Raw genomic sequence first — 15627 nt, 5'->3', positions numbered from 1 at the left:
GGTGGCGAAAGGGCCGCCCGGGGACCGGTTCGACTCCTTCTGATCGGATCTGGCATTATTGCCACTCCTTTGCAATAGCGGATGATCATGAACAGGGATGTGTGCAGCATGGCGGCCCGGACAGTACGGGGAGTGGCCCGCGCGACGATGGCCGTCGCCCTCATCACGGGCGTGGCGGCCTGCTCCCCACCCGGCGGGGGCGAGGGCGGGGAATCCGCGGACTCCGCCGTGGTCGGCATCGCGACCGAACCGGAGAGCCTGAGCCCGCTGCTCGGCTACGGCAAGGACGGCAACTCCAAGATCTTCGACGGGCTGCTCGCGCACGACGCGGACATGAAGCTGAAGCCCGCACTGGCCGAGGCCCTTCCCGAGGTCTCCGCGGACGGGCTCACCTACACGTACAAGCTGCGCCGGGGCGTGAAGTTCAGCGACGGGGAGCCCTTCTCCGCCGAGGACGTCCTCTTCACCTACCGGACGATCCTCGACGCGAAGACGAACAACGCGTCCAAGACCGAACTGGACGCGATCGCGGGCGTCGAGGCGCGCGGCGCGGACACGGTCGTCTTCACCCTCAAGTACCCCTACGCCCCGTTCGCCGAGCGGACCGTACTGCCGATCGCCCCCGAGCACGTCGCGGGCCGCCAGGACGTCAACAGCGGCGACTTCGCCACCCGGCCCGTCGGCACCGGTCCCTACCTGCTCACCGGCTGGTCCAAGGGCGAGAAGCTCAGCTTCTCGGCCAACCCCGGCTACTGGGGCGGCGAGCCCACGGTGAAGAAGTTCACCATGGCCGTCATCAAGGACGACGACGTCCGCGCGACCCGGCTGCGCTCCGGCGAACTCGACGCGGCGATCCTGCCGCCGAACCTCGCCAAGGGGTTCGCCGCGGACACGGCGCGCACGACGCTCGCCGCCAAGACCTTCGACTACCGCACCGTCACCCTCCCGACGCACCACCCGGTCACCGGGGACGTCGCCGTCCGCCGGGCGCTGGACACCGCCGTCGACCGCACCACCATGGTCGACAAGCTCCTGGAGGGCGCGGGCAAGCCCGCCTTCGGGCCGGTCCCCACCGGCAGCCCGTGGTTCACGGCCGGCACCGAGCGCGCGCACGACCTGGGGAAGGCACGGCAGATCCTCGACGAGGCGGGCTGGAAGCCCGGCGCGGACGGCGTCCGCGTCAAGGACGGGGTCCGGGCCGCCTTCCCGCTCTGGTACACCTCCGGCGACAAGATCCGCCAGGACCACGCGCTCGCCTTCGCCTCCGACGCCAAGAAGGCCGGCATCGAGGTCAAGACCGAGGCGGGGACCTGGGAGGTCATCGAGCCCCGGATGAAGACCGACGCCGTCCTCGCCGGCGGCGGCTCCCCGGCCGACCCCGACTTCGACCAGTACCTGCTGCTGACCTCCTCCCTCGCGGGCGACGGCTTCAACAACATGGCCCGGTACGACAACCCGACCGTCGACCTCGCCCTGACCGAGGGCCGCCGCAGCGGGGACCCGGCCGCCCGCAAGGCCGCGTACGACACCGTGCAGCGGGAGCTCGTCGCGAACCCGGGCTACGTCTTCCTCACCCACATCGACCACCTGTACGTGGTGAACGACAAGTGGGACGGCCTCACCACGCAGGTCGAGCCGCACGACCACGGCCTCGGCTCCGGCCCCTGGTGGAACGTCGAGACCTGGAAGCCGAAGCAGAAGTGAGCAACCCGACGTGACCTCCCGCTCCGGCCGCCTCCCCTGGGCGCCGATGGCGCGCATGGCGGGGCGGCGGACGCTGTTCGCCGCCCCCGTCCTGCTCGTCGTCACCTTCGGGGTCTTCGCCATCGCGGCGCTGTCCCCCTTCGACCCCGTCAAGGCCTACGCCGGCACGGCGGGACTGACCGCATCCCAGGCCCGGCTCGACCAGCTGCGCGTCAATCTGGGAGCCGACCAGCCGCTCGTCGCGCGCTGGTGGGACTGGCTCACCTCGGCGCTCACCGGTGACTTCGGCACCTCCGCCGTGATGCGCCAGCCCGTCGCCGACGTGATCGGGGAACGGCTGGGCTGGTCCGTGCTGCTCGCCGCGAGCGCCTTCGCGGTGGCCGTGCTGCTGGGCACCGCGCTGGGCGTCCTGGCCGCGCGCCGTCAGGGCGGCCTCCTGGACCGGGCCGTCACCTCGCTCGCCTACATCCTGGAGGCGGCTCCCGCGTTCTGGCTGGGGCTGCTGGCCATCTGGTTCTTCTCGGTGCACCTGGGCGTGCTGCCCGCGGGCGGCCTCACGGACGCGGGCAGCGACGTGGTCGGCTTCGGACAGGTCGCCCCGCACCTGGTGCTGCCCGCTCTGGTGCTGGGGATCTCCCAGTTCCCCTGGTTCCACCTGTACGTCCGCCAGGGCGTGGCCGACGCACTGGAGGAGGACCCCGTACGCGGCGCCCGCGCGCGGGGACTGGCCGAACGGGGCGTCCTGCTGGGGCACGCGTTGCGTTCCGGGATGCTGCCGATGCTCACGCTGGTCGGTTCCCGGGTACCGGAACTGATCACCGGCGCGCTGCTGGTGGAGACCGTCTTCAGCTGGCCGGGCATCGCGGCGGCGACCGTACAGGCCGCGACCTCGGTGGACTTCCCGCTGCTGGCGGCGCTGACGGTGCTGGCCACGGCGGCGGTGCTCGCCGGGAACCTGCTGTCCGACCTGCTGTACGGGCTGGCGGACCCGAGGGTGGGCTTCGATGGCTGAACCGGTGGCCGAACGGGTGCGCGGGGCCGCGGGGACGGCGGCGCGGACCGGGGCCGTGTGGAAGTCCTCCGGGGCCGCGCGGAGTTCCGCGCGGACCCTGCGCGTGCGGGTATCGGCCGCGGTCGTGCTGCTGATCGCGCTCGCGGTCCTGCTGGTGCCGCCCCTGGCGCAACTGGACCAGCAGGCGGTCGACCTGTCGGCGAAGCTGCTGCCGCCCTCGTGGGCGCACCCCTTCGGGACCGACGACGTCGGACGCGACCTGCTGCTCCGCTGCGTCTACGGGCTGCGGGTCTCGCTGCTGGTGGGCCTGGTGGCGGCGCTCGTCGCCAGCGTGCTCGGCACGGCGGTGGGAGCGGCCGCGGGGGCGCTCGGCGGGTGGACCGACCGGCTGGTGATGCGGGCCGTGGACACCCTGTCCTCGATCCCGCACCTGCTGCTCGGCATCTTCATCGTCGCGATGTTCCGCCCGGGCGTCTGGCCCGTCGTCGTCTCCGTGGCCGTCACCCACTGGCTGTCGACGGCCCGCATCGTCCGCGCCGAGGTCCTCTCCCTGCGCGGCCGCCCGTACGTGGACGCCGCCATCTCCGGCGGCGCCTCGCGGTGGCGGGTCGCCGTCCGGCACCTGGTCCCCGGGGTGCTCCCGCAGGCGGGGCTGGCCGCGGTGCTGATGGTCCCGCACGCCATGTGGCACGAGTCAGCCCTGTCGTTCCTCGGCCTCGGGCTGCCGGCGCACCAGGCCAGCCTGGGCAACCTGGTCCAGAGCGCCCGCGGCTCGCTGCTCGCCGGGGACTGGTGGCCCACCCTCTTCCCGGGGCTCCTGCTGATCATCCCGACCCTGGCCATCGCCGGACTCGCGGGAGCCTGGCGCGACCGCCTCAACCCCCGCCGCCGCTCGGAGCTGACCCTGTGACCCGCCGCCACCCCGCCGACGGCACCGGGGTCCGCCCCGGGAACCCGGGCCCCACCGGTGCCGACGCCGCCACCGGTCCCGACGCCGGTCCCTGTCCCGACGCCGCGGGCGGCGCCGGTGCGCCCGTGCTCGCCGTCGACGGGCTCTCCGTCCGCTTCCGCATGCGCGCGGGCCGCCACGTGGAGGCCGTCACCGGGGCCTCCTTCCGACTCGCCCCCGGCGAGTGCCTCGCCCTCGTCGGCGAGAGCGGCTGCGGCAAGTCCGTGCTCGCCTCGGCCCTGCTCGGCCTGCTCCCCGGCAACGCCGAGACCTCCGGATCGGCCCGGCTCGCCGACGGGCTCGACCTGCTCGACGCCGACGAGCGCACGCTCGCCCGGACCGTACGGGGCCGCCGCGTCGGCCTGGTCCCGCAGAGCCCGGCCGCGCACCTCACCCCGGTCCGCACCGTCCGGGCCCACCTCGAGGAGACCGTCCGCGCACTGGTCCGCCCGGCCGTGCCCGCCCCGCGCCGGCGCCGGGGCGTTCAGGCGCTGCGCGCCGCCGCGGAGGCCGCGGCCGCACGGGCCGCCTTCCCCGCCGACCACCTCGACCGCTACCCCCACGAACTCTCCGGAGGCCTCGCCCAGCGCGCCGCCACCGCGCTCGCCCTCATCGGCGACGCCCCGCTCCTCCTCGCGGACGAGCCGACCACCGGCCTCGACCGGGAGCTCGTCCACCGCACCGTCGACGAGCTGCGCGCCCACACCCGCGACGCCGGCCGGGCCCTGCTGATGATCACCCACGACCTGGCCGCCGCCGAACGGATCGCCGACACCGTCGCCGTCATGTACGCCGGACGGATCGTCGAACTGCGTCCCGCCGCCGCCTTCTTCGGCGCGCCCGGCCCCCGCCACCCCTACGCCGCCGGGCTCCTCGACGCCCTGCCCGAGCGGGCCTTCGCCCCCATCCCCGGAGATCCGCCCGAGCTCGGCGCGCTGCCGCCCGGCTGTGCCTTCGCCGCCCGCTGCGCCCGCGCCGACGACGCATGCCGCGCCGAACGCCCCGCGCTCACCGAAGGGGTGGCCTGCCACCATGCTTGAGCTCACCGGGATCACCGCCGGCTACGACCGCCGCGCCCCCGTCGTCCGCGGCGCGCACCTCGCCCTGCACCCCGGCGAGTCCCTGGGGCTCCTGGGACCCAGCGGCTGCGGCAAGTCCACCCTCGCCCGCGTCGCCGCCCTCCTGCACCGCCCGGACCGCGGGACCGTGTCCCTGGACGGTCGCGCCGTCACCGGTTTCCGGCACCGGGCCCCGCGCGACCTGCGGACCTCCGTCGGCGTCGTCTTCCAGCAGCCCCGGCTCTCCGCCGACCCGCGCCTGCGGCTGCGCGACCTCGTCGCGGAACCCCTCCGCGCCACGGGACGCCGTACGGAAGCGGACGCGGCCGTCGCCGCGTTGACCGAGCGTGTCGGACTCGGCCGGGATCTGCTCACCCGCCGTGCCCACGAGGTCAGCGACGGCCAGCTGCAACGCGCCTGCCTGGCCCGCGCGCTGATCCTGCGACCGCGCTGGCTGGTCTGCGACGAGATGACCGCGATGCTGGACGCCTCCACCACAGCGGCCCTGGTCAGGGTGGTCGAGGAGTACCGGGCCGACTCCGGCGCCGGCCTGCTCGCGGTCGGCCACGACCCGGTGCTGCTCACGCGCTGGTGCGACCGTACGACCCACTGGGACGAGATCGTCAAGGACTGACCGCCCGTCACGGACCGTCAACACCCGTACGGCGGACACGACTTTGGCCCGAGGGTGCCTCCTCCTGCGCCACCATGACGCCGCACAAGGAGGTTCCGATGGTGATTTCCCTCTCCGTGGTCGTCCTGCTGCTCGTCCTCGCGTGCGTCTTGGTGCGCAGCGGCGCCCTCAAGTTCTCCCACGCCCTCGTCTGCGTGCTGCTCGGCTTCCTCCTCGCGAGCAGCAGCATGGCCGCGACCATCCACGACGGCCTCGCGGCCACCGCGAACGCGCTGTCCGGCCTCGGCCCCTGACCCGCGCCCGTAGGCCGTGTCTTTCGGATCACGGCGGGCCCGGGGTGTCCGGCACCGCGCCTAGACCGACTGTTGCGCCTTCGTGAATCATCCGCCCCTTCCATGGACTCCTCGGGCACCGCGATCTAGCGTCTGGCGGCGGCGCGACGTCAGACACGATGTCAACAGGACCGAAGAGAGAGGGAGGAAGTGCGGATGCTCCGAAGAGCGCTGAACTGCGCTGTGGTCCCGGTCGTCGTCGCCTTCACGGCGATGTACGGCATCACGCCGGCCCAGGCCGAGGAGATACCCAAGGCACCCGGGCACCGCCTGGTCAGCCACTACGAGGGCAGCCCCGCGACCGCGCACCCGCTGCCCGGCGAAGCACCGCCCCAGCACCCCTTCCTCGCGCCCAACGGCCGCAGCGGCATGCACTCCGACGCCGCCGGCAGCGCGACCTCGCCCTGGTCCGGGCCGCTCGGCAAGAACCCGCAGGTGACCAGCGAGAAGATCGCCGCCCTCGGCGGGGAGTGCGCCACCGCCACCTTCGACTCGGGCGGCCGCCTGGTCACCGTCTGCGGCACGTTCTCCGGCTTCAAGGTCAAGCTGCTGGAACCCCGCACGCTCGCCACGCTCGCGGAGTACCGGCTCCCGCAGCGTTCCTCGACGGTCGAGGCGATCACCTCGCTCGACTTCGCGAAGATCTTCAAGGACACCTCGGGCGGCGCCTACTTCTACCTCGACCACCAGGACCGGGCCGTGCTGGCCGACTCCCGCCAGCACATCCTGCGCCTCTCCCACGCGCAGAACCCGGACGGCAGCTGGAAGTTCACCGTCGACGACGACTGGGACCTCACCGGTCAGGTCCCGCACGACTGCGTGACCTGGACCAACCTGTGGCCCAGCGGCACCTGCGACCCCGTCACGTCGGTGATGCCCGACTGGAACGGCCGCATCTGGTGGGTCACCCGCCAGGGACGCGTCGGCACCGTGGACCCGGTGACCTCGCAGATCCGCTCCGTACGACTTGAGGGCGAGGAGATCCAGAACTCCTTCTCGGTCGCCGAGGACGGCGTCTCCATCGTCACCGATCACGCCCTGTACAGCTTCCGGGCCACCCCCGACGGAACGCCCGAGGCGCAGTGGCGCCAGACCTACGACCGCGGCACCAAGGCCAAGCCCGGTTCCGTGAACCAGGGTTCGGGCACCACCCCGGACCTGTTCGGCAACGGCTACGTCGCCATCACCGACAACGCCGACGACCGGATGAACGTCCTCGTCTACCGGCGGGGCACGGACGTCACCGCGGACCAGCGGCTCGTCTGCAAGGTGCCCGTCTTCGGCTCGGGCGCCTCGACCACGGACAACTCCCTGATCACCTGGGGCAACAGCATCGTCGTCGAGAACAACTACGGCTACGAGAACCCCGCCACCCTGCTCCTCGGCACGTCCGTCGTGGGCGGCGTCAGCCGCGTCGACGTCCGGGCCGACGGCAGCGGCTGCGACACGGTGTGGCAGAGCGCGATCCGCTCGCCCTCCGTCGTCCCCAAGCTCTCCACCGCGAACGGGCTGCTCTACTTCTACGAGAAGGAGCCCAACGTCTGGGGCATCGACGCCTGGTACCTCACCGCGGTGGACTTCCGCACCGGTGAGCGCCGCTGGCGCCGGCTGACCGGGACGGGCCCGCTGTACGACAACAACTGGGCCCCGATCACCCTGGGTCCGGACGGCACGGCCTACGTCGGCGTCTTCAACGGCATCGTCGCGGTGCGCGACGGCGGCTGAGCCCGCCGGAGCGGGGAGGGGCGGCGCCGGCGGGGGCGCCGCCCCTCCCGTACGCCCGCCCCGCGCACGGAGGCCCGTACGCCGGCCCGGTCACCGGTCGGAGTGCTCCCACAGCGGGTGCTCGCGCGCGGCCCACTCGCGCTCCACGGAGCCCGTGCGCATGCCGCGCCGGGCCTCCGGGTCGGCCAGGGCCTTGCCGATGTGACCGGCGAGGACCACGGCCACGGCGAGGGCCAGCCAGTCGTGGACGAAGGTGGCGCCGGTCCGCCAGACCAGCGGGGCGAGGTCGGTGAACCACATCAGCAGCCCCGTGCCGAGCATGACGAGCACGGCTCCGGCCAGCCAGCCCGCGTACACCTTCTGCCCCGCGTTGAACTTGCCGGCGGGCCGGGGTCCGCGCTCACGGCGCAGCGCCGAGCGCAGCCACTGCCGGTCGTGCGGCCCGAACCGGTTCAGCCGGCGCAGGTCGGCGCGGAATGCACGGGAGGCGAGACCGAGCAGGAAGGGGAGCGGGGTCAGCAGGCCCGACCACTCGTGGACGAGGACCACCAGACGTCGGCGGCCGACGAGTTCCGCGAGCGGCGGCAGGTACAGGCAGGCGGCGGAGGCGACGCACACGAGGGCCAGCCACGCCGTCGTCCGGTGGACCCGGCGCTGTCCGGTGCTGAACCGGCGTACGCGCGATCGGCGTTCAGGCGGTGGGGGCATCGTCACGTCCGTTCGAGCGGCCGACCCAGGCGTCGACGTCGTAGCCGAGCCGTTCCCAGTAGCCCGGTTCGACCCGGTCGGTGAGGGTGATGCCGGAGAGCCACTTCGCCGACTTGTAGAAGTACATCGGGGCGACGTACAGCCGCACCGGGCCGCCGTGGCTGTGGCCCAGCGGCCGGTCCTGCATCCGCAGCGCCACCAGGACGTCGTCCCGCCGCGCCTGCGCGAGCGTGAGGCTCTCGGTGTACGTGCCGTCGAAGCAGTCGAAGCGCACGGCCCGGGCCTGCGGCTGCACCCCGGCGGCGTCGAGCAGCCGGGACAGCGGCACGCCCTCGAAGGGGGTGGAGGGAACCCGCCAGCCGGTCACGCACTGGACGTCGCGGACCAGCCGGGTCTGTGGGAGCCCCCGCAGGGCGTCCAGGGAGTACGTCGCCGGGCGCTCGACCAGGCCGTCCACGGTGAGCCGGTAGTCCTGCGGGCCGCGCTCGGGGACGGAGGAGGCCACCGAGTAGTAGCGGAACCCGCCGCCGTTCGGCAGCAGCGCGGTCAGCCCGGTGGGGTCCCGTCCGGTGACGGCTTCGAGGCCGCGCTGCACGTGGGGGGCGGCGACCAGCCCGGCGGCACCGAGGCCGAGCATCCCGAGGACCAGCCGGCGCCCGACCGGCGCGCCCCGGCCGTCGGGGCCCCCGGGGTCCGTGCGTTCTTCTGTGCTCACCCGCCGATTCGACCACCGCCGGACCCCCGGCGCCAGGGGCCGCGGCGGTCCGTCAGACTTCCGTCACACCTGCCCGCCGCCGGGGGCCGGACCGCGGAGCGGCCGGGGCCCAGGTCCTGCTCGCCCCGGGTGCAGGGCGAGCAGGACACCGGCCGCCCGGGTGGCCCGGAAGGGCCAACGCCTCCGGATGGAAGGGAACGGGGTGGGGATCAGAGCCAGGGGAGCTGGTCCGCGGCGTACCGGTAGGCGCGGAATACCGAGTTCTGGGCGCCCCCGGAGGACTCCAGTCCGACGCCTTCCCCGAAGGCCCGGAACTGCGGGACGACGAACTCCCACACCACGTCCCCGTCCGGCGTCACCTCGAAGAGCCGCCCGAAGGAGCCCTCCGCGATGAAGGTGTTCCCGTTGGGGAGGCGCTGGGCGCTGGACATGTACGGGCTGAAGAAGTTCTGCGGTGGATTGTCCTCGTACGACCAGACCTCCTTTCCGGTGTGCGGGTCGAGCTCCAGCACCCGCGAGTACGGGACGGAGGTGTGGTCGCGGTAGGTCCCGTTGTCGAAGACCAGGATGGTGCCGCCGGGCAGCTCGTGCGGGTGGTGCTGCTGGGCCAGGACGTCGGGGCCGATGCGCCAGCGCACGGAACCGTCCGCGCGGTCGACCGCCACGGTGGTGGAGGCGCTGCGGAAGCCCACCACCAGCGAGCCGTCCGCGAGTTCGTTGACGGTGTTCGCCATCGGCCAGTGCTCGCGGGCGAAGTGCGGGTTCAGCGGCAGCTCCTCGGGGTCCAGGTGCTCGATGGCGGCCCAGCGCCACACGACCTCGCCGTCCCACGTCAGCTCGTACACCACGTCCCCGTAGATCACGCCGCCCTCGGCCTCGGAGCCGGGGATGCCGCCGCGGATCCGGGCCGCGTCGGAGGGGGACAGCGGCTCGACGCCGGTGACGACGAGGTTCCCGTTGCGCAGTACGGACGCGTCGTGGTGGTGGAAGGGGTGCCGGGCCTCGCGCACGACCGTGGAGTCGGGGGCCAGCTCTTGGAAGATGCCGCCGTGGTAGACGTCCCAGATGGGGAAGAGGGTGGGGCCGCTCGTGTCCTTGGCCGCGTAGAAGAGGTTGCCGTTCGGCAGGAGCTGGGCCTGACGGCCGGGCGGGTGGGGGGAGTTCCAGGTGTGGACGGGGCGTCCCTCGATGTCGACGAGGTGGATCTCGCCGGCGCTGGTGATGGGCGTGTAGAGGGTGTAGCCGCCGTAACTGCGCTCGGGGTCGTGGGCGACGAGGCCGGTGCCGCGGCGGCGCAGGGTGTTCTGGTCGATGCTCATGCGTCTCTCCTGGGCGGGTGGGTGTGCGGGGTGTGGGGCGGGGCCGGTCAGCCGGCGGCGGTGACGGTGACGGCGCCCGGAGCGGCGGCCGCCAGCGGCCCCGGGTTCAGGTAGGCCGAGAGTGCCGCGCGGTCGGCGGCTCCCGGCATGCCCTGGGCGGTCTTGGCCCAGGCGGCCTCCTCCGTCAACTGCGTGAGCAGCTCGGGGGAGAGGGTGGCGCCGTAGGTGTAGCGGGGCTGGAACGCCTCGACGTACGCGGCTTCGAGCGCTCCCTTGGACTGGGCGAGGACGGCCCGGCGGGCGGCGGCCGGGTCCTCGCCGATCTCGCGCTGGGCCCGCAGCAGGGTACGGAGCACGGCGGCCGTGCCCTGCGGGGTGGCCGAGGGGCCGGCGACGAGCAGGGTCCTGGCCGTGTAGCCGGAGTACGGGAGCTCGGCGTAACGGTCGCCGAGGGCGGTGCGCGCCGCGCCGTAGAAGCTGGGGAAGGTGACGCCGGCGTCGACGTCACCACGGGCCAGTGCCGAAGTGACCTGGTTCGGGGCGAGGTTGACCAGGGTGACGTCCGCGGCCGTGAGCCGGGCGGAGGCGAGCATCCGCGACAGCGCGTACTCGACGTTGGTGCCCCGGGGCACCCCGACCTTGCGGCCCTTCAGGGCGGCGAACCCGCCGACGCCCGCGTCGGTACGGGTGAGCAGGCGCCAGTCGGAGAACCGGGACAGGTCGGCGACGATCCGCAGGTCGCGGCCGCCCAGCGCGGCGGTCACCGCGGGCAGGTCGCCCACGACGCCGAACTGGGCCTGGCCGCCGAGCACGGCGTTGAGGGCATCGCGGCCGGAGGGCTGGGTGGTGACGGTGGCGTCGACGCCCTCGGCGGACCACAGCGCATGCTCCTGCGCCACGTAGACGGGCGCGCCGCCGAGGTGGTCACTGGCGGCGAGGGTGACGGGGGGACGGCCGCCGTCGCTCCGGCCGGAGCCGCCGGCGCACGCGGTGGCAAGGGTGGAGAGCAGCGCCGCGAGCAGCAGGGCGGTCACCGCGCGGGGTCTGCGGGACCCGCGGGGAGCGGGGCCGGGAGCGGAGGCGGGGGAGGGCATGGCGGAACCTTTCGCGGAACGGGAAACGGGGGAACGGCAGATCGGGGAAGCCGGAAGGGCGGGAACGAGGGACGGGGGCGGGACGGGGCGGGTGGGCGGCTGGTCGCCGGACGTGGGCCCGTCGGCGGAGTGACCTACCGGTCGCCGGTGACCCGTCGGCGGGCCGGACCGGTGCGATCGCGCCCCGGGGTCACTCGGCGCCGAGGTGGCGGGCGATCAGCGACCGCAGGTCCGGGTCGGGCGGTCCGGCGGGAACGGGATGGTCGGCCAGCACGCGCCCGGGGGCGCCGCCGAGGACGACGACCCGCCCGGCGAGCGCCAGCGCCTCGTCGATGTCGTGGGTGACGAACAGGACGGTGGTGCCGCGGCGCTGCCACAGCTCCCGCAGCAGGCCCTGCATCCGGGTGCGCGTCAGGGCGTCCAGCGCCCCGAACGGCTCGTCCATCAGCAGCACTTCGGGTTCCGCGGCCAGCGCCCGGGCGAGGGCCACGCGTTGTTGCATGCCGCCGGACAGCTGCGCCGGGTACTTCGCGGCGCCGTCCGCCAGACCGACCTCGGCCAGCGCGGCCAGGGCGCGCCGGCGCCGCTCCGCGCGCGGGAGGCCGAGCCGTTTCAGGGCGAACTCGACGTTGCCGCGCGCCGTGCGCCAGGGGAAGAGCGCGTAGTGCTGGAAGACCACACCGCGGTCCGGGCCCGGCCCGAGCACCGGGGCGGATCCGGCCGTCACCCGTCCGCCGGTGGGCTTCACGAACCCCGCGACCGCGCCCAGCACCGTGGACTTCCCGCACCCGCTCGGCCCGAGCAGCGCCGTGAACGAGCCCGCAGGCAGGTCCAGTTCGGTGCGCTCCAGCACGGGCGTGCCCCCGTACGCGACGGACAGCCCCTCCAGCCGCACCCCGAGGCTCATGACGCGCCCCAGTGCACGAACCGGCGGCCTATCGAGGCCAGCGCCAGGTCCACGGCGACGCCGAGGAGGCCGAGCACGAGCAGGCCGGCGAACATCCGGTCCACCCGCAGGAACTGCCCGTCCACCTGTAGCCGGTACGCCAACCCGCTCTCCGCGCCGCCCAGTTCCGCGGCCACCAGGGCGAGCAGTGCCACCGAGGCGCCGTAGCGCAGCGCCGCGAGCAGGGCGGGTGCCGCGGCCGGCAGCAGGACCTCGGTGAACCGCCGGTGCAGCGGGGCCCCGAGGGTGCGGGCGGCGCGCAGGTGGGTGGCCGGTATCCGGGACACCCCGTCGTGGACGTAGAGCCAGACGGCGAGGAGGACGGCGTACGCGATGAGCAGCCGCTTGGCCGTCTCGCCGATGCCGAACCAGGCCGTGGCCAGCGGCACCAGGGCGATGGCCGGGATCGGGCGCAGGAAGGAGACGATCGGGGTGACGGCGGCGGACACCTTCGGCAGGTAGCCGGTGGTGAAGCCGAGCGCGCTGCCGATCACCGCGCCGAGGGCGAAGCCCTGCCCCGCCCGGGCCGTGCTGGCGCCCAGGTCCTCGGCCAGGACCCCGCTGCGGGCGCCGTCCGCCAGCGCGGCCGCGGTCTCGGCCGGTGTCGGCAGCAGTCCCGGAGCCGCCCCGCCGGTCCGGGCGACCAGGTACCAGAGCGCCAGCACGGCGGCGGCCGCGCCCAGGGCCGGGGCGAGCCGGCCCAGGGTCCGGCCGGGCCGGCCCGGAGTCCGGCCGGGCGGTGAGGGGGTGGCGTGCACGGGGCTGCTCCTCGGTCGTCGATAAGTGAGGTCAATAATTGACGACGCTTATGACGAGAGTGTTGCAGCGGTGCGAAACCTCTCCGGGCCCTCCGGCCGCCCGATCACGATGGGGTACGTTCACCTGCGTGTCTCGACCCGAACCCACGCCCGAAGCGATCGAGGTCGGGCGGGTGATCCGCGGCTGCCGCAAGCGGCGCGGCGTTTCCATGGCCATCCTCGCCACCCGCTCCGGCCTCTCCCAGCCCTTCCTCAGTCAGCTGGAACGCGGACTCGCCACGCCCAGCCTCAGCTCGATCTACCGGATCGCCGAGGCGCTGGACGTCGCCCCCGGGACCTTTCTGCGGCCCCCCGCCCGGCCCGGCGCGGTCAGCCACGAGAGCGACCCGCAGGTGATCCGGGTGAACGAGGCTGCGGGACAGACCGCCCGCGTGCTGATCCCCGGCGGGCGGAGCACGCTGATGGAGGCGTACGAGCACCACTTCGAGCCCGGCCGGGGCGAGCGCGGCTGGTTCGAGCACCCAGGCGAGGACTTCCTGTACGTCCTGGAGGGCGAGATCCTCCTGGAGGTCGAGGGCGAGGAACCGCTGGCCCTGCGGGCGGGCCAGAGCGCCCACCACCGCGGCGAGGTCCCGCACCGCTGCCGCCTGGGCGGTCCGGACGGGGCCCGCACGCTCCTGGTCATCGCCGGGTCCTGACCGGCCGTCGGCCACGGATCCCCCGCCGGGGCGCCGCCCGCCCCCGCGCGGGATCCGCGGGCCCCGCACCGCCCGCTACGGAGCACCCGCGTCGGCGCAGTCGGGCACCCCCGGCAGCCACTCCGGCCCCTGGACGTAGATGTTCGTCATCCACGCCCCGTAGTCGGGGAGGTAGGACCACGCGTCGTTGGTGTACCCGTCGGAGGTGACCCGCTCCGCGTGCTTCTGGCAGCCGACGCGGATCTCCGTCGGGCCGGGGAACGCGTACACGCGGGCGGCCTTCAGCGACGGCTCCGCCTTGGTCCACACCCCCGTGCCCCAGGTCGTGAACACGTGTCCGGTCACCGGCCCGGGGTCGATGCGCACGGCGCCGTGGTAGTCGCCGCCCAGCCGTACGTCACTGACCATCAGCTTGGTGCCGGACTGCCGCGCCTCGGCCATCTTGCCCGCGCCGAGGTAGACGGCGATGTGGTGCAGGTCCCGCGGGGTGCCCCAGACCAGCAGGTCCCCGGGGAGCAGCGGGGCCAGGCCCCGGTCGGCGCCGAAGCGGGCGGCCGCGCGGGTCGTGTAGTACTGCGCGCTCGCCACCCCGTTCAGGATGTCCGACCCGGCCGCCTGCGCCCAGGCGTACCGGACCAGGCCCGAGCAGTCGAAACCGATCCGTTCGGGATCGTGTTCGCTGGCGGGGTCGGTCGGATCGACCTGCCCGTACGTGGGACCCGGGCGGGCGCCGTGACCGCCGCCCCACGTGTACCAGACGTCGGCGTCGACCTGGGCGCAGGCCGCGGCGACCGCCCGCTCGGCGGCCGGCGAGGCACCCGGGGAGCGGACGGCGCAGGCCCCGGCGGGCGCGCCGCCCGCGGCGGCCGCGGCCGGTGGCACGTGCGCCCAGAGCAGGACGGCCAGCAACGCGGCGACCGCGCCCGGCAGTCCGGAACGGCGGTGGACCATGGGAGGACCTCGATTCGTGGTGCGGTGGGATGGCAGCAGCCTGCGCCCCGCACCCCCCGCGCGGCGAGGGGCGGGCGCGGCCCCGTCCGGACGGGCAACGGGAAACCCTCCGGGAAACCCCCGCCGACCAGGGCGTTCACCGGATCCCGCCCGGGGCCGTGTGTTCACCGGATCCCGCCCGGGGCCGTGTTCAGCCCCGCGGGCAGTGGGGGTCCCGGGAGACGGCCACCCCGGGCACCGGCGCCCGGTGTTCCCGCGGGGCGCCGTCCGCGGCCAGCCGGCACAGCTCGGCCAGCCGGGCCCGTACGTCCAGGTCCCACAGCCGTACCGTGCCGTCGGTGCTGCTGCTGGCGACGGTCCGGCCGCCGGGCGCGAAGGCGACCCCCCACACCGCGTTCCCGTGGCCGGCCAGCGCCGCCAGCGCCCGGCGTCCGGGCACGTCCCAGAGCCGCACCGTGCGGTCGTTGCCGCTGCTCGCCAGGGTCCGGCCGTCGGGGGAGAAGGCGATGCCCCGCGCGGAACCGGTGTGCCCGGACAGGGCCGCCTCGAAGCGGTGGCTCCGGGCGTCCCACAGCCGTACGGTCCCGTCGTTGCCGCTGCTGGCGAGCGACCGCCCGTCCGGGCTGAAGGCCACGGCGCGGACCGCGCCCGTGTGGCCCGTCAGCGTGTCCAGCGGACTGCGCGCCGCGACGTCCCACAGACGTACCGTCAGATCGTCCCCGGCACTCGCCAGCGTGTGCCCGTCGGGGCTGAACACCACGTCGTTGGCGAAGTCCGTGTGCCCGGCGAGGAGGGCCAGCGGACGGCGCGCGGCGACGTCCCACAGCCGGATCGTCCCGTCCGAGCCGGCCGAGGCCAGGGTTCTGCCGTCGGGGGAGAAGGCCACCGAGAACACGGTGCCGCCCATGCTGGTGAGGGTCGCGGACGCGGCGCGCGCGGCCACGTCCCACAGCCGGACCGTGCCGTCGGAGCCGGCCGAGGCCAGGGTTCTGCCGTCGGGGGAGAAGGCCACCGAGAACACGGA

At 74.4% G+C, this 15627-nt stretch carries 16 protein-coding genes; 8 read left to right on the top strand and 8 right to left on the bottom strand.

Annotation, left to right across the window (positions count from 1 at the left end):
- Window positions 1-108: 108 nt before the first annotated feature.
- The 7 genes from ACFWW8_RS24100 (at window position 109) to ACFWW8_RS24070 (ending at window position 7414) form a co-directional block, all read left to right on the top strand.
- A complete protein-coding gene (locus tag ACFWW8_RS24100) occupies window positions 109-1704 on the top strand; it encodes an ABC transporter substrate-binding protein (protein WP_386531152.1) in 1596 nt (531 codons plus the stop codon).
- Between the two features lie 46 nt (window positions 1705-1750).
- Entirely contained in the window at window positions 1751-2716 is a 966-nt protein-coding gene (locus tag ACFWW8_RS24095; RefSeq protein WP_386531251.1) for an ABC transporter permease, read from the top strand.
- Entirely contained in the window at window positions 2709-3626 is a 918-nt protein-coding gene (locus ACFWW8_RS24090; protein ID WP_386531150.1) for an ABC transporter permease, read from the top strand. The genes ACFWW8_RS24095 and ACFWW8_RS24090 overlap by 8 nt, the downstream gene beginning before the upstream one ends.
- Window positions 3623-4705, top strand: a complete 1083-nt coding sequence (locus ACFWW8_RS24085) for an ABC transporter ATP-binding protein (protein WP_386531148.1) — start codon at window positions 3623-3625, stop codon at window positions 4703-4705. Before ACFWW8_RS24090 ends, ACFWW8_RS24085 begins: the two co-directional genes overlap by 4 nt.
- Entirely contained in the window at window positions 4698-5357 is a 660-nt protein-coding gene (locus ACFWW8_RS24080) for an ABC transporter ATP-binding protein (RefSeq protein ID WP_386531145.1), read from the top strand. The genes ACFWW8_RS24085 and ACFWW8_RS24080 overlap by 8 nt, the downstream gene beginning before the upstream one ends.
- A gap of 98 nt (window positions 5358-5455) precedes the next feature.
- Complete coding sequence (locus ACFWW8_RS24075; RefSeq protein WP_386531143.1) at window positions 5456-5650, top strand: hypothetical protein; 195 nt, start codon at window positions 5456-5458, stop codon at window positions 5648-5650.
- A 195-nt stretch (window positions 5651-5845) separates the two neighbouring features.
- Window positions 5846-7414 (top strand): hypothetical protein, encoded by a 1569-nt coding sequence (locus ACFWW8_RS24070; protein ID WP_386531141.1) that lies wholly within the window; start codon window positions 5846-5848, stop codon window positions 7412-7414.
- A 90-nt stretch (window positions 7415-7504) separates the two neighbouring features.
- Here ACFWW8_RS24070 and ACFWW8_RS24065 read toward each other — a convergent pair whose 3' ends face one another.
- From ACFWW8_RS24065 to ACFWW8_RS24040, 6 genes are all read right to left on the bottom strand, one after another.
- A complete protein-coding gene (locus tag ACFWW8_RS24065; RefSeq protein WP_386531139.1) occupies window positions 7505-8122 on the bottom strand; it encodes a cytochrome b/b6 domain-containing protein in 618 nt (205 codons plus the stop codon).
- The gene (locus ACFWW8_RS24060; RefSeq protein ID WP_386531250.1) at window positions 8106-8759 is read right to left on the bottom strand and encodes a molybdopterin-dependent oxidoreductase; all 654 of its coding nucleotides are present in this window, start codon (window positions 8757-8759) and stop codon (window positions 8106-8108) included. The genes ACFWW8_RS24065 and ACFWW8_RS24060 overlap by 17 nt, the downstream gene beginning before the upstream one ends.
- Window positions 8760-9046: 287 nt before the next feature.
- The gene (locus tag ACFWW8_RS24055) at window positions 9047-10156 is read right to left on the bottom strand and encodes an aryl-sulfate sulfotransferase (RefSeq protein WP_386531137.1); all 1110 of its coding nucleotides are present in this window, start codon (window positions 10154-10156) and stop codon (window positions 9047-9049) included.
- 47 nt (window positions 10157-10203) lie between these two features.
- Entirely contained in the window at window positions 10204-11250 is a 1047-nt protein-coding gene (locus ACFWW8_RS24050) for an ABC transporter substrate-binding protein (RefSeq protein ID WP_386531135.1), read from the bottom strand.
- A 190-nt stretch (window positions 11251-11440) separates the two neighbouring features.
- Complete coding sequence (locus tag ACFWW8_RS24045; RefSeq protein WP_386531133.1) at window positions 11441-12157, bottom strand: ABC transporter ATP-binding protein; 717 nt, start codon at window positions 12155-12157, stop codon at window positions 11441-11443.
- The gene (locus tag ACFWW8_RS24040) at window positions 12154-12954 is read right to left on the bottom strand and encodes an ABC transporter permease (RefSeq protein WP_386531131.1); all 801 of its coding nucleotides are present in this window, start codon (window positions 12952-12954) and stop codon (window positions 12154-12156) included. The genes ACFWW8_RS24045 and ACFWW8_RS24040 overlap by 4 nt, the downstream gene beginning before the upstream one ends.
- Window positions 12955-13082: 128 nt before the next feature.
- Between ACFWW8_RS24040 and ACFWW8_RS24035 the strand changes: the two genes are divergently transcribed.
- Window positions 13083-13652: a helix-turn-helix domain-containing protein gene (locus tag ACFWW8_RS24035; protein WP_386531129.1), complete on the top strand. Its 570-nt coding sequence runs from the start codon at window positions 13083-13085 to the stop codon at window positions 13650-13652.
- 75 nt (window positions 13653-13727) lie between these two features.
- On the opposite strand, the gene ACFWW8_RS24030 is transcribed toward ACFWW8_RS24035, so the two are convergent.
- Together ACFWW8_RS24030 and ACFWW8_RS24025 are read right to left on the bottom strand one after the other, a co-directional pair.
- The gene (locus tag ACFWW8_RS24030) at window positions 13728-14603 is read right to left on the bottom strand and encodes a C40 family peptidase (protein WP_386531127.1); all 876 of its coding nucleotides are present in this window, start codon (window positions 14601-14603) and stop codon (window positions 13728-13730) included.
- Window positions 14604-14793: 190 nt separating this feature from the next.
- Window positions 14794-15627, bottom strand: an 834-nt coding sequence (locus ACFWW8_RS24025; protein ID WP_386531125.1) for a WD40 repeat domain-containing protein, incomplete at its 5' end; no start/stop codon positions are given.

Origin of the sequence: Streptomyces sp. NPDC058701 (assembly GCF_042715295.1) — a bacterium.
GTDB lineage: Bacteria > Actinomycetota > Actinomycetes > Streptomycetales > Streptomycetaceae > Streptomyces.
This window is presented reverse-complemented; position numbering and strand designations above follow the sequence as displayed.